Source organism: Paraperlucidibaca sp. (genome assembly GCF_982810325.1).
In genome coordinates, this window is the sequence record NZ_CEYEMI010000001.1 from 203,446 (window position 1) to 215,180 (window position 11,735).

The window sequence follows — 11,735 nt, forward strand, 5'->3', positions numbered from 1 at the left end:
CCTCTGGAGGGGGCGGTAAAAACTAAACCACCACGATAATCGGCCCACTGAGGCCAATGCACACGATGGTTTAGTGTGAATTCGGTTGAAAATTATAATCTATAGACGCACGAAAAGTAAGGTCGGCACTCGTCCAATCGTCTGAGGCCGACTTGCAGGCGCGCGCCGTATTTTTCAACAAGACTTATTTAAATCCATAACGCTCATCGAGCATGCCCTTATCGAGCGGATCCTTAGTGGCGTAGTCGCGTGGCGGCTCATAATACGAAAAGTCGCCCGACTCAATGCCCGCGTAAGGGTTCGGCTCTTGTGGCTCAGGAGTGGGGCCAGACAGACCAACAAACTGGTTGGCGGGGTTGTCTTCACGAGCGCGCTTAGGGTCATTGCACAGTACTTGTGCCCCCGTGCGTAGGTGCTCATGAATCTCACGATAGCGCTGTGTCATCTCGTTCACTAGCTGTGCCGAGTGCTCGAAGTGGCTGCGCACATCATTTTGATAATTTTCATGGCGACTTTGCAGATCAGTGAGCAGAGCCTCTAGCTCGTGGCTGCGGTGATCGGAAGTCCGACGTTTCATGTAATAAGCGCCAATTGCAACGCCAATGAAAAAGAATACTGTGCTCCACAACGCCGTCATCTGAACTCTCCCTATCGGCTTAATGCCGAGCTACCACCTAAGCGCGTATTATTCATGCAAATAACAGCGTTGGCGATCGATGTGTGTATCTATACCATTCTCGCCGCTACTTGCGAAAGATCTACGTAGAGGACTTCGGCATGGCCGGTAACGAAAACTCCCCCTTTAAGTACGCTGTCGGTGACCATCGGCTGACACTACCTGGCCCGATGGGCCCGTTACAGGCCATTTTGTCTGTGCCGCCTCATGCCCGAGCAAAATCCTTGGCTGTGCTCTGCCATCCGCACCCGCTATTTGGCGGCACCATGGAAAATAAAGTTATTTTCACCGCTCATAGAGCATGTCGCGATGCCAGCATGGCAAGCCTCAGATTCAACTTTCGTGGTGTAGGCGAAAGTGCTGGTGAGTTCGATCATGGCGCCGGCGAGCAGCATGATGTGCTGGCGGTACTGGCTTGGGCGCAGGCGACGCTGGGTATTGAAGAGCTCACCCTCATTGGCTTCTCTTTTGGTGCTTTTGTGGCTGCTACAGTTTGGGCTAAGGCAACTCAAGCATCTTTGCAGGGGCGCTCGCTGATGCTGATTGCGCCGCCTGTGACGCGGTTTCCGATGGTCGGTTTCCAGTTGCCAAAAGGCACGCGAGTGATTTATGGCAATGAGGATGAGGTTGTCGATCCGCAGGCCATTAGCGACTGGCTGGAAACGCAAAATGCTGAAATAGAGGAGCGTGTGATGACGGGCGCTAGTCATTTTTTCCATGGTCGCTTGACCGATTTGCGCGATTGGGTTCGTCATGGCATTGAAGTAGGAGAGGGCCGCAATGGCTGATGTGCAAAACCAAAGTCGGCCTCTTGGGCCATTGCCAAGCTATGAGCTGCTCATCGCACAAGAAGGCTACACCGCTGATCCTGCGCAAAGAGAAGCGGTAGAGGGCTTGCAGCAAGTATTTGATGAGCTTCTTGCGCGCTTTGAGCGTGCTCAGCGCGTGCGAGGCCCTGCGCGGATACGAGAAATTAGGCGTCAAAAGTTGCCAGCCCAAGGTCTGTATTTATGGGGTGGAGTAGGCCGTGGTAAGACTTGGTTGATGGATTTATTTTTTGAGTCAGTGCCATTTCGGCGCAAGTTACGCGTGCATTTTCATCGCTTTATGCAGCGAGTTCATCTTCAGCTGAAAGAGTTGCAGGGCACAAAAGACCCACTCTCGCACGTCGCCGACACCTTGCATAATGAGGCTGTTGTTATTTGCTTCGATGAGTTTTTTGTTACTGACATTGCCGATGCGATGATTTTGGGTGGATTGTTCGAGCGCTTGTTTGTGCGCGGTGTGACCCTTGTGGCCACATCAAATATCGTGCCTGAGCGTTTGTATGAAAACGGCTTGCAGCGCCAGCGCTTCCTTCCTGCCATCGCGCTAGTGCAAGCGCATTGCCGAGTGCTCAATGTGGATGCCGGCATTGATTATCGACTGCGCGTATTAACGCAGGCGGCGCTCTACTACACGCCAGTGGATGATGCAGCTGCACAAGCTTTGCAGGCGCGTTTTAGAGAGCTAACGCTCGGACAGAGTGTGCAGAACTCGCCACTTAATATTAATGATAGGACGGTCGAGGTTCTTTGTCGCAGTGATGATGTGCTCTGGGTTAGCTTTACGGAGCTCTGCGAAGAGCCTAGAAGCGCTCATGACTATATTGAGCTGGCACGTGTTTACCACTCAGTAGTGCTGGTTGGTATTCCTGAGCTGGGTATAGATAACGACGATGCAGCAAGGCGCTTTATCAATTTGATCGATGAGCTTTATGATCGCTGCGTTAATTTGGTGGCATCCGCTGAGCGGCCTATTTTGTCGCTATACTCAGGCGGGCGCTTGAGCTTTGAGTTTGAGCGAACCCAAAGTCGATTGCAGGAAATGCAATCCAGCGATTATTTGATGCGCCCACATCGGCCTTAGGCGTATGGCATGCAGAGCAATCAAGCTTGTTTTGTAGGTCCGAGGCTATGTATATAGCGCGCTATTGCTCACACGCTGACCTAATTAGCGCAGCAATGCCTAGGGTAGTGAAAAAATCTTCAAGCAGTCATTGCCAATAGGCTCGTCCTTGGGTAACATTCGCGACCTCATTGCGGTGACAACATTTTTGGGTTGCCGCACAACTCGATTTTTGAAGGCAAGTTGACATGAAGACTATCAGTGCCAAGCCTGAGACCGTAAAGCGTGAATGGTTTGTGGTTGACGCAAACGGTAAAACGCTGGGTCGTCTAGCTTCCGCTATTGCCGTGCGTCTGCGCGGTAAGCACAAGCCAGAATTTACTCCGCACGTCGACACCGGCGATTACATTGTTGTTGTGAACGCTAGCAAAGTAGCTGTCACTGGCAACAAGGTTCAGGACAAAATGTACTGGCACCACACAGGCTTCCCTGGTGGTATCAAAGGCGTGAATTTCGAGAAGCTATTGGCACATCGCCCTGAAGCTCCTTTGGAAATCGCCGTTAAAGGCATGCTGCCAAAAGGCCCATTGGGTCGTGATATGCTGGCTAAGTTGAAAGTGTATGGTGGTGCTGAGCATCCCCATTCCGCCCAACAGCCGCAAGAACTGAATATCTGAGCGCCTAAGCTATGACAATGAATTACGGTACTGGCCGTCGCAAAACTGCGACAGCACGCGTGTTTATCACTCCGGGTAAAGGCGACATCGTCGTTAATGACCGCCCGTTGGATACTTACTTTGGTCGTGAAACTGCTCGTATGGTGGTGCGTCAGCCACTAGAGTTGGTTGAGCTTCTGACTCAATTCGACATCAAAGTCACCGTTGCTGGTGGTGGTATCGGCGGCCAAGCCGGTGCAATTCGTCATGGCATTACACGTGCTTTGGTGGAATACAACGAAGAGCTGAAATCGCCACTGCGTAAAGCAGGCTTCGTAACGCGTGATGCGCGTGAAGTTGAGCGTAAGAAAATCGGTCTGCGTAAAGCGCGTAAGCGTCCACAGTACTCGAAGCGTTAATCTGCTCGGCGCTAGTCGCCGACGCCGATACAAAAAGCCCGCTTGGTTTACCAGCGGGCTTTTTGCATTTGGTCTATTTTCTGTGTAATGAGCGGAAACTCTGTGTGGATATGGCTTTCTTTATCTTGTCAGTTCCATGCTATTTCATTAACATGTGTGGGCTTTTTCAAGCTCCGCCAGGTACCAGCGCGTGCCTCTAAATGGCGGCCTTAAGCTGATTCGGAGAGTGCGTCTAATGAGTACTGACGGCGTAAATGTTGATCGCCGCCGCCTGCTGATTGGTGCCACAGCTGCTGTAGGTGCTGTGGGCGTCGCAGGGGTAGCAGTTCCCTTTGTAAAATCGTGGAACCCGAGCGCCAAGGCGAAAGCCGCTGGTGCACCCGTCACCGCTGACATTAGTCAGATCGAGCCTGGCCAGCGCGCTGTGTTTGAGTGGCGTGGTAAGCCTGTTTGGGTGGTGCGTCGCACGCCTGAAATGCTGAGAACGCTGTCTACGCACGATAGCAAGCTTAATGACCCAAATTCTGAAGTTGAAACTCAGCAGCCTGCATACGCTAAAAACCCCACGCGCTCAATTAAGCCTGAGTTTTTGGTGTTGACCGGTATTTGCACGCACTTGGGCTGTTCTCCATTATTCCGTCCAGAAGTTGCTGCTGCCGATTTAGGTGCAGACTGGGTCGGTGGGTTCTTTTGTCCATGCCACGGCTCGCGCTTTGACTTAGCTGGTCGCGTCTTTAGTGGTGTGCCGGCGCCAACAAACTTAGTGGTGCCACCTTACCGCTACGTAACAGACTCTGTGATTGTGATTGGTGAGGATACCGTCTGATGGCAAATCTAGGTAAAAGCCTTATGGGCTGGGTAGATGCGCGTTTCCCCGCGACTGAAACCTACGAATATCACATGTCGAAGTACTATGCCCCGAAGAACTTCAACTTCTGGTATTTCTTCGGTGTGTTGTCAATGATTGTGTTGGTTAACCAACTGGTTACCGGTATTTGGTTGACGATGTCTTACAACCCGTCAGGCGAAGGTGCATTTGATTCTATCGAATACATCATGCGTGACGTTGAGTACGGCTGGTTATTGCGCTATATGCACTCCACCGGCGCATCCGCGTTCTTCGTTGTGATTTATCTGCATATGTTCCGCGGCTTGCTTTACGGTTCATACAAAAAGCCTCGTGAGCTGGTGTGGCTGTTCGGTATGGCCATCTACTTAGCGCTAATGGCTGAAGGCTTCTTCGGTTACCTGCTGCCATGGGGCAATATGTCCTATTGGGGTGCGCAAGTTATTCTGAACTTGGCTGGTGCTGTGCCAGTTGTCGGCGAGCAGTTAGTGACTTGGGTTCGCGGCGACTACTTGATCTCTGGCATTACCTTGAACCGCTTCTTCGCATTACACGTGGTGGCGATTCCTCTAGTGCTTGTGGCCTTAGTGTTTATGCACTTGGTTGCATTGCACCATGTGGGCTCAAACAACCCTGATGGCGTTGACATCAAGAAAGTGAAAGGCGAAGACGGTATTCCACTAGATGGCATTGCTTTCCACCCTTACTACACGGTGCATGACTTAGTCGGTATTGTGGTGTTCTTGGCGGCTTTCTCGGCAGTGTTGTTCTTCTTCCCTGATGGCGGTGGCTACTTCTTGGAGCGACCAAACTTCGAGCCAGCTAACCCGCTGAAGACGCCTGATCACATTGCTCCAGTATGGTATTACACCCCGTACTACGCGATTCTGCGTGCAGTACCGTCAAAAATTGGTGGTGTGGTTGCCATGGGTGCGGCGATTGCCATTCTCTTTGTCCTGCCTTGGCTGGATAAGAGCCCGGTGAAATCGATGCGCTATAAAGGCACGCAAAGCAAGATTTGGCTTGGTGTGTTTGTCATCAGCTTCTTAGGCTTGGGCTACTTAGGCGCAGTACCTTCCGATCCTGTTAAAACCGTGATGTCGCAGATCTTGACGATTACTTATTTCTTGTTTTTCTTACTCATGCCGTTCTATACGTCCATGGAGAAGGTAAAACCTGTGCCTGATCGCGTTACTGGGGGATCACACTAATGAAAAAGTTGATCATGGCTCTTGTCTTGTCGATAGCACCGGTTTGGGCTTTCGCCTCGGCTGGTGGCGCCTGCGGTGAGCTGCACGAATGCGAAGTGGCACCGATCAATTTGCACGATAAAGCATCGTTGCAGAAAGGCGCTCAGCTTTTTCTAAGCTACTGCTCAGGCTGTCATAGCGCGAAATACTTGCGTTACGAGCGAATGTCACAAGATTTAGACATCGACCCTGCGTTGGTTGAAAAGTACATGATGTTTACTAGCGATAAAATCGGCGATCCGATCAACTCGCACGTGAGCCCGAAAGATCAAGCCAAATGGTTTGGTAATGCGCCACCTGATCTGTCTTTGGAAACACGTTTCCGCTCGCCAGACTGGGTCTATACCTACTTGCTTAACTTCTATCCAGACGATAAACGTCCATGGGGTGTAAACAACCACGTCTTTAAAGATGTTGGTATGCCTCATGTACTACAACCGCTGGAAAAAGAGCTAGGTCCTGAAGGTTATGAAGAAGCTATGGGCGACCTGGTTAACTTCATGACGTATATGGCTGAACCTTCGCGCACCACGCGTGAAGCCATGGGTTTTTGGGTATTACTGTTCTTGGCAGTGCTCTTTATTCCCGTGTACTTCCTGAACAAAGAGTTCTGGAAAGACGTTAAATAATCCCACATCGGCATTTGCCGGCTGTGGTCTTGAGCAAAAGGGCGCGCGCTTTACGGTGCCGCCCTTTTGCTTTTGCGCTTCTGAGTTGAGCGCTTGCTAGGGGGATTTAAGATGGCGACGGTTACACGACGCGCTTCAATGACTTTTTATTCGGAAGCGGCGGATCATTACAGCCACCGCGTACGCTTTGTGTTGGCCGAAAAAGGTGTTTCAGTCGATGTAGTGAGTGTTTCTGCAGGCAATCGCCCAGCTGATTTAGCAGATTTGAACCCGTACAACGAGCTGCCGGTATTGGTTGATCGTGACTTATCGCTTTATGAAACCAAAGTCATGATGGAATACCTCGACGAACGTTTTCCACACCCACCATTGCTACCGATTTATCCGGTTGCACGTGCGCAAGCTAGGTTATTGGCTTACCGCATCGAGAAAGATTGGTGCTCGCAAGTCGATGCCATTTTGTCGGGCAAGCTGAAAGATGCTGCTTTGCAGAAAGCGCAAAAAACACTTCGCGATAGCTTGATTACGGTTGCCCCGATTTTTAACGAGATGCCTTTCTTCATGAGCGAAGAGTTCTCCTTGCTCGATTGCATGTTGGCACCAATCTTATGGCGCTTGCCAGCAATGGGCATTGAGCTGCCAGAGCGCTCATGCAAAGGCATGGTGCGTTATATGGGGCAGATCTTCCATCGCGATGGCTTCTTAGCCAGCTTGACCGATGTTGAACGCGATATGCGTCGAGGCTGAAGCTAGTGATGCAGCTGAAAGGAACGCGCCCTTACTTTATTCGTGCCATCTATGAGTGGTTAGTCGATGCCGACTTTACGCCATACTTATTGGTCGATGCGTATTGGCCGGGCTGCGAGTTGCCCCAACAATTTGTTGAGGATGGTCGCATTGTGCTTAACGTCATGCCATCGGCTGTGCGCGACTTAGTTTTGGGCAATGAAGCGGTGTTGTTTTCAGCGCGTTTTGGCGGCATGCCAATGGCGATACAGGTGCCAGTGGGTGCAGTGCTGGGCATTTATGCAAAGGAAAATGGCGAAGGTCTATTTTTCGAAGCTACGGAATACTCGCCCGAGCCACCGCCTATTGCTGAAGCTGAGCCTGCAATAGAAAAAGCCGCGAAACCGCGGCCTTTTCTCAGTGTGGTGAAATAGCTTATTGAGCGTTCGGCTCACCAACTATTTCCAGCACTTTCACAATCCGTGTCACGCCATCGAGCGCCTGTAGGCGCAAAATGGCGCGATCGGCTTGGCGCTGCGTCAGTGCGCCCATCAAATACACCGTGCCATTTTTGGCGACAATCTTGGTTTGCGAGCTAGGCACATTATCGGCTGTGGCTAAGGTAAAGCCGGCCTTTCTTTCCAGCATGTCATCGCCCGCCCGCTCTAGCAGGCCGCGGTTCACTGCCACTTCTAGCTCATTGTGTACTGAGCGTACGTCTTTATAGCTCTTCGCGATTTGCGTAATGCGGCTTTTAATTTCAGCGCTCTGCACTTCGCCAACGATCAATATGACCTGATAAAACGATTCAACTTGGATGCGACCATCGCGCGCGGCTGGAATGTCGCGGAAAATATCGCGAAGAACGGCTTGCGATAGGCTTATATCAGTTAGTGAAAGCGCCGTTGTGCGCGTGCCAGGGTCTGCGATGCCAGGGGCAACGCCCATTTTGGCCAGCGTGGTACAGCCTGAAAGTAACGCAGTGCTAACGATGGCAGCAGTCAATACGATTTTCATGGGTTTAATAAGCAAGGTCTGGATCTCCAAATAAGGCTGTGTCGATTAAGGCGCAGCAGCAATGCAAAGTAAAGAGTTGCGCTTCATGCACTCGGTAGCTGCGATGGTCTGGGATTTGAATCAATACATCACGCTCGCTAAGTAGGCGCGCAATTTCGCCACCGCTGGCGCCGGTGAGTGCAATCACCGGGCAGTTTCGCTCTTGAGCAGCATGCACGGCGGCAATGATATTAGGGGCGGTGGCGCTGGCAGATAGCACCACCAAGACATCGCCAGTTTGCGCGATGGCGAGAAATGGCCGCGAAAATGATTCGGTGAGGCGGTTGTCCTGTGCTAAAGCGCTTAGCGTGATGCTATCTGGAGCCAACGCTAATGCTGGTAGGGCGGGGCGCTCAGGGTCAAAGCGATTGAGCAGCTTGCTAACAAAAATCTGTGCGTTGGCGCCTGAGGCGCCGTTGCCGCAGCTGATGATCTTGTGCCCATTCACCAAGGCATCGACCATAACCATAGCGGCTTGCTCGATGGCGGGGCTAGCTTCTTCAACGAGCTTGGCTAGTGTGCTCATGGCATCGTGGCCGAGTTGGGCAATGCGTGCTTGCATGATTCATCCGTAAAGTTAAAACGCGCTAAATGCGCCGCGCAACCAAACACGTTGCCAGTGCGGCGGTTTGCCATTAAAAGCAATGACATCAAATCGACTGCTGAAGGTAGCGTAGTGTGGGTTTTGGCGCAAAAAGAAAGCGGCTGTTTTGCTCATTTTGCTTCGCTTTTGCGCGTTTATCGTGGCAATGGCTCCACCAAATTCAACGCTACTGCGCCAGCGTACTTCAGTAAACACCAGCTTGCCGTAATGGTTGACGCTGATGATATCAATCTCGCCAGCACGGCAGAGGTAGTTTTGCGCAATGATGCGATGGCCGGCGCTAATAAGCAGCTCGCAAGCGTCGGCCTCGGCTATGCGACCTTGCACCTGTGTCGGTGAGCCTGCTTGTAATGTGTTGCGCACGGATGGCATGGCTAACTCCTTGGCTTTATCTCTAGTTAAGACCATGGCGCATGCCTGTGCTGGCACGTAAGCTTAGCGATCAATGAAAAGTGGATGCTGCGATGAGTAAGTTGGAAGCGGGCGTGTTGTATGTGGTGGCGACAGCCATTGGCGATAACGATGATTTATCGCCGCGCGCAAAGGCTACGCTGCAAGCGGTGTCGATGATTGCAGCCGAAGACACGCGCGACGCTGGTCGCTTGCTGCGAGAGCTAGGCATCACCACCCCAACCACGGCAGTACATGATCACAATGAGGCCGAACGCGTGCCCATGCTGATTGAGCGCATGCTCGCTGGCGAGTCGCTGGCGCTTATTTCCGATGCCGGCACGCCGCTGATTAGTGACCCTGGCTATCGTGTGGTGGCAGCAGCGCATGAGGCGGGCATACGGGTGTCGCCAGTGCCGGGTGCTTGTGCGGCAATTGCAGCTTTAAGTGCCGCCGGTTTGGCATCTGACCGATTTCATTTCGAAGGTTTTTTATCGGCGAAGGCCGGCCCTCGCGAGTCGCGATTACAGGCTTTGGCGCAGACACCGCATAGCCTGATTTTTTATGAAGCGCCGCATCGCATCGTCGATACTCTAGCGGCAATGACCAGTGTCTTTGGCGAACAGCGCTTGGCAACCTTAGCGCGTGAGCTGACAAAAACTTTCGAGACAATTAAACGCGCGCCATTGGCTGAACTATTAGCTTGGGTTGAGGCCGACAGTAATCAGCAGCGGGGCGAAATGGTCATTGTTGTGGCCGGCGCGCCAGCACTGGCGGTGAATGATCAGCACAGCATCACGGCCGAGGCTTTGTTGGCGGTATTGGTGCGGGAGTTGCCGGTGAAGCAGGCAGCAGCTATTGCTGCGGAGGTTTTGGGGCTACGTAAAAATGCACTTTACGAGTTGGCGCAGCAGTTGCGCGAGGCGGCGCAGTAGTTGATGTCAGTAAATGCTGAGATATGCGCCTTGAGTTAGTGCTCCTGCCGCCGTATGCTGCGCGCCGGAGTTGGCCAGACGATCGCTGCCCTGCATGCAGGGGGGAGGAAAGTCCGGGCTTCATAGGGCAGAGTGCCAGGTAACGCCTGGGCGGCGCGAGCCGACGGAAAGTGCAACAGAGAGTAGACCGCCGATGGCCTTAGCACTTTCGAGTATTGAGGATCAGGTAAGGGTGAAACGGTGCGGTAAGAGCGCACCACGAGTCTGGTAACAGACCGGTACGGCAAACCCCACTCGAAGCAAGACCAAATAGGTGTCCAGACGCGCGGCCCGCGCGGGACACGGGTAGGTTGCTTGAGCGCATCGGCGACGGTGCGCCTAGAGGAATGATCGTCCACGACAGAACCCGGCTTACCGGCTGACTCCGACCTATTATGTGAGCTGAGCTTGAGATGTGTAGTAGCCTCTATATGCTCGGTGGCCTTGAAAGTGAGATAGAGCATGAAAAGTAAGCTAGAGATATATGCGCTTTCAGTCTGTTTCGCCGCAGTATTTTGTATCGTCATCTCGGCAGGTATTGCGGGCTATGCTGTGTTCACAGTAGCAACGCCTGAGTTAACGCTAAACGAAAATACCTACTCCAATCATCAGACGAACGATGCTTATTGGCGTAGTCAGCCATCGTATTCAAGCGATGGTAAGCAAGAGGCGAGGCCCAGTGAGGCAAAGCTAAGTCAGCAGCGGCAGGAGTCGCTTGTGATCGCCATTAACGGCGAGCGGCGTAGTGGCTTTCAGACGCTGCTGCAATGCTTTATGTTTCTGCTGGTAGCAGGGCTGACGTTGCTGATTCACTGGCGCGTGGCTCGAGGCGCTCGATCTACGAGCTAGCGTAGATCTGTTACACCCTTGTCTAAGCTTCGCATAACTAATTTATATATAACTATAAATTCTAACGTTAGCGAAGCTCTCGTATTGGCATGAGGAAACATCGCTAAGTCATTGTTTATCTTCTATTCAATGACAATGTTGATTCTGCGCATTAAAGCTAAGTCATTGTTATTCAATACCTAAACTATACATATAACCGACTGAGACTGTCCTTGACGCTCAGCGGTCGCATCCCTATATTGCCAACAGAGTGGGGAAAAGTGTGACTTTGTGGTTTTTATTGTTTTTATCGCCCACTCGGGAAGGCTAATCGAATGTTTCGCGGCTACGACGAACTCAACATGGACGCCAAAGGGCGCATCGGCTTGCCGACGCGTTACCACGAGCGCGTTATGGCTGAGTGTCAGGGAAAATTTGTCCTGACCGTCGATATTCGTGAAAGATGCTTAGTACTGTACCCATTGCCTGAATGGGAAGTCATTGAAGCGCGGCTTGATGCACTGCCGAGCTCTAGTGCGCCGTTAGCCATGCTCAAGCGTCGCCTAATGGGCTATGCAACAGAAATTAATCTCGATAGCGCGGGGCGATTTTTGGTTAGCCCCGAGCTACGCAAATTTGCACTATTTGAAAAAGCTGTGGTGTTTGCCGGTCAGGGCAAGAAATGTGAAATCTGGCATAAGCCTACCTGGGATGCTCTACAAGCTGAGCTGCTCAATGCCGACTTCTCGGCTGCCGAGCTTGCGCAAGCCATTGATACTCTGGCGCTATAACC

General features: G+C 52.0%; 16 protein-coding genes and 1 other RNA gene. 13 read left to right on the forward strand and 4 right to left on the reverse strand.

Translation table 11 applies throughout. The features are described 5' to 3' along the window. Nucleotides 1-184 precede the first annotated feature (184 nt). On the reverse strand, nucleotides 185-637 hold the full coding sequence (locus AC3DKE_RS00980; RefSeq protein ID WP_340675616.1) for a Z-ring associated ZapG family protein: 453 nt from the start codon (nucleotides 635-637) through the stop codon (nucleotides 185-187). A 140-nt stretch (nucleotides 638-777) separates the two neighbouring features. On the opposite strand from AC3DKE_RS00980, the gene AC3DKE_RS00985 reads away from it, so the two are divergent. From AC3DKE_RS00985 to AC3DKE_RS01025, 9 genes are all read left to right on the forward strand, one after another. Further along, nucleotides 778-1,464 (forward strand): alpha/beta hydrolase, encoded by a 687-nt coding sequence (locus AC3DKE_RS00985; protein ID WP_340675617.1) that lies wholly within the window; start codon nucleotides 778-780, stop codon nucleotides 1,462-1,464. Continuing rightward, nucleotides 1,457-2,584, forward strand: a complete 1,128-nt coding sequence (gene zapE / locus AC3DKE_RS00990) for a cell division protein ZapE (RefSeq protein WP_340675618.1) — start codon at nucleotides 1,457-1,459, stop codon at nucleotides 2,582-2,584. Before AC3DKE_RS00985 ends, zapE begins: the two co-directional genes overlap by 8 nt. 227 nt (nucleotides 2,585-2,811) lie before the next feature. After that, entirely contained in the window at nucleotides 2,812-3,240 is a 429-nt protein-coding gene (rplM, locus tag AC3DKE_RS00995; RefSeq protein WP_340675619.1) for a 50S ribosomal protein L13, read from the forward strand. An 11-nt stretch (nucleotides 3,241-3,251) separates the two neighbouring features. Next, entirely contained in the window at nucleotides 3,252-3,638 is a 387-nt protein-coding gene (gene rpsI, locus AC3DKE_RS01000) for a 30S ribosomal protein S9 (RefSeq protein WP_340675620.1), read from the forward strand. A 235-nt stretch (nucleotides 3,639-3,873) separates the two neighbouring features. Then, nucleotides 3,874-4,464 carry a ubiquinol-cytochrome c reductase iron-sulfur subunit gene (gene petA, locus AC3DKE_RS01005; protein ID WP_340675621.1) on the forward strand — a complete coding sequence of 197 codons (591 nt, stop codon included), beginning with the start codon at nucleotides 3,874-3,876 and terminating at the stop codon, nucleotides 4,462-4,464. Nucleotides 4,465-4,487: 23 nt separating this feature from the next. Then, nucleotides 4,488-5,696: a cytochrome b gene (locus tag AC3DKE_RS01010; RefSeq protein WP_340675640.1), complete on the forward strand. Its 1,209-nt coding sequence runs from the start codon at nucleotides 4,488-4,490 to the stop codon at nucleotides 5,694-5,696. Then, complete coding sequence (locus AC3DKE_RS01015; RefSeq protein ID WP_340675622.1) at nucleotides 5,696-6,364, forward strand: cytochrome c1; 669 nt, start codon at nucleotides 5,696-5,698, stop codon at nucleotides 6,362-6,364. The genes AC3DKE_RS01010 and AC3DKE_RS01015 overlap by 1 nt, the downstream gene beginning before the upstream one ends. 138 nt (nucleotides 6,365-6,502) lie before the next feature. Next, complete coding sequence (locus tag AC3DKE_RS01020; protein WP_340675623.1) at nucleotides 6,503-7,111, forward strand: glutathione S-transferase N-terminal domain-containing protein; 609 nt, start codon at nucleotides 6,503-6,505, stop codon at nucleotides 7,109-7,111. 8 nt (nucleotides 7,112-7,119) lie between these two features. Further along, the gene (locus tag AC3DKE_RS01025) at nucleotides 7,120-7,524 is read left to right on the forward strand and encodes a ClpXP protease specificity-enhancing factor (RefSeq protein ID WP_340675624.1); all 405 of its coding nucleotides are present in this window, start codon (nucleotides 7,120-7,122) and stop codon (nucleotides 7,522-7,524) included. 1 nt (nucleotide 7,525) lies between these two features. Here AC3DKE_RS01025 and AC3DKE_RS01030 read toward each other — a convergent pair whose 3' ends face one another. From AC3DKE_RS01030 to AC3DKE_RS01040, 3 genes are read right to left on the reverse strand one after another with little or no spacing between them, the layout of a single operon-like run. Then, nucleotides 7,526-8,122 carry a BON domain-containing protein gene (locus AC3DKE_RS01030; RefSeq protein ID WP_484216553.1) on the reverse strand — a complete coding sequence of 199 codons (597 nt, stop codon included), beginning with the start codon at nucleotides 8,120-8,122 and terminating at the stop codon, nucleotides 7,526-7,528. After that, nucleotides 8,112-8,708, reverse strand: coding sequence for a D-sedoheptulose-7-phosphate isomerase (locus AC3DKE_RS01035; protein ID WP_340675626.1), 597 nt, complete (start codon nucleotides 8,706-8,708; stop codon nucleotides 8,112-8,114). The genes AC3DKE_RS01030 and AC3DKE_RS01035 overlap by 11 nt, the downstream gene beginning before the upstream one ends. Before the next feature lie 15 nt (nucleotides 8,709-8,723). Beyond that, nucleotides 8,724-9,122, reverse strand: a complete 399-nt coding sequence (locus AC3DKE_RS01040; protein WP_411729386.1) for a YraN family protein — start codon at nucleotides 9,120-9,122, stop codon at nucleotides 8,724-8,726. Nucleotides 9,123-9,214: 92 nt separating this feature from the next. Between AC3DKE_RS01040 and rsmI the strand changes: the two genes are divergently transcribed. The 4 genes from rsmI to mraZ all read left to right on the forward strand — a co-directional run bounded on the left by rsmI (nucleotide 9,215) and on the right by mraZ (nucleotide 11,733). Continuing rightward, nucleotides 9,215-10,075, forward strand: coding sequence for a 16S rRNA (cytidine(1402)-2'-O)-methyltransferase (gene rsmI / locus AC3DKE_RS01045; protein WP_379070574.1), 861 nt, complete (start codon nucleotides 9,215-9,217; stop codon nucleotides 10,073-10,075). Between the two features lie 66 nt (nucleotides 10,076-10,141). After that, nucleotides 10,142-10,505, forward strand: an RNA gene (rnpB, locus tag AC3DKE_RS01050) — RNase P RNA component class A. A gap of 71 nt (nucleotides 10,506-10,576) precedes the next feature. Next, nucleotides 10,577-10,963, forward strand: a complete 387-nt coding sequence (locus AC3DKE_RS01055) for a hypothetical protein (RefSeq protein WP_340674834.1) — start codon at nucleotides 10,577-10,579, stop codon at nucleotides 10,961-10,963. 314 nt (nucleotides 10,964-11,277) lie between these two features. After that, a complete protein-coding gene (gene mraZ / locus AC3DKE_RS01060) occupies nucleotides 11,278-11,733 on the forward strand; it encodes a division/cell wall cluster transcriptional repressor MraZ (protein WP_340674835.1) in 456 nt (151 codons plus the stop codon). Nucleotides 11,734-11,735 lie beyond the last annotated feature (2 nt).

Coding starts and splice junctions, on each gene's coding strand:
- AC3DKE_RS00980 (WP_340675616.1), bottom strand. CDS start 637: ATGACGGCGTTGTGGAGCACAGTATTCTTTTTCATTGGCGTTGCAATT.
- AC3DKE_RS00985 (WP_340675617.1), top strand. CDS start 778: ATGGCCGGTAACGAAAACTCCCCCTTTAAGTACGCTGTCGGTGACCAT.
- zapE (WP_340675618.1), top strand. CDS start 1,457: ATGGCTGATGTGCAAAACCAAAGTCGGCCTCTTGGGCCATTGCCAAGC.
- rplM (WP_340675619.1), top strand. CDS start 2,812: ATGAAGACTATCAGTGCCAAGCCTGAGACCGTAAAGCGTGAATGGTTT.
- rpsI (WP_340675620.1), top strand. CDS start 3,252: ATGACAATGAATTACGGTACTGGCCGTCGCAAAACTGCGACAGCACGC.
- petA (WP_340675621.1), top strand. CDS start 3,874: ATGAGTACTGACGGCGTAAATGTTGATCGCCGCCGCCTGCTGATTGGT.
- AC3DKE_RS01010 (WP_340675640.1), top strand. CDS start 4,488: ATGGGCTGGGTAGATGCGCGTTTCCCCGCGACTGAAACCTACGAATAT.
- AC3DKE_RS01015 (WP_340675622.1), top strand. CDS start 5,696: ATGAAAAAGTTGATCATGGCTCTTGTCTTGTCGATAGCACCGGTTTGG.
- AC3DKE_RS01020 (WP_340675623.1), top strand. CDS start 6,503: ATGACTTTTTATTCGGAAGCGGCGGATCATTACAGCCACCGCGTACGC.
- AC3DKE_RS01025 (WP_340675624.1), top strand. CDS start 7,120: ATGCAGCTGAAAGGAACGCGCCCTTACTTTATTCGTGCCATCTATGAG.
- AC3DKE_RS01035 (WP_340675626.1), bottom strand. CDS start 8,708: ATGCAAGCACGCATTGCCCAACTCGGCCACGATGCCATGAGCACACTA.
- AC3DKE_RS01040 (WP_411729386.1), bottom strand. CDS start 9,122: ATGCCATCCGTGCGCAACACATTACAAGCAGGCTCACCGACACAGGTG.
- rsmI (WP_379070574.1), top strand. CDS start 9,215: ATGAGTAAGTTGGAAGCGGGCGTGTTGTATGTGGTGGCGACAGCCATT.
- AC3DKE_RS01055 (WP_340674834.1), top strand. CDS start 10,577: ATGAAAAGTAAGCTAGAGATATATGCGCTTTCAGTCTGTTTCGCCGCA.
- mraZ (WP_340674835.1), top strand. CDS start 11,278: ATGTTTCGCGGCTACGACGAACTCAACATGGACGCCAAAGGGCGCATC.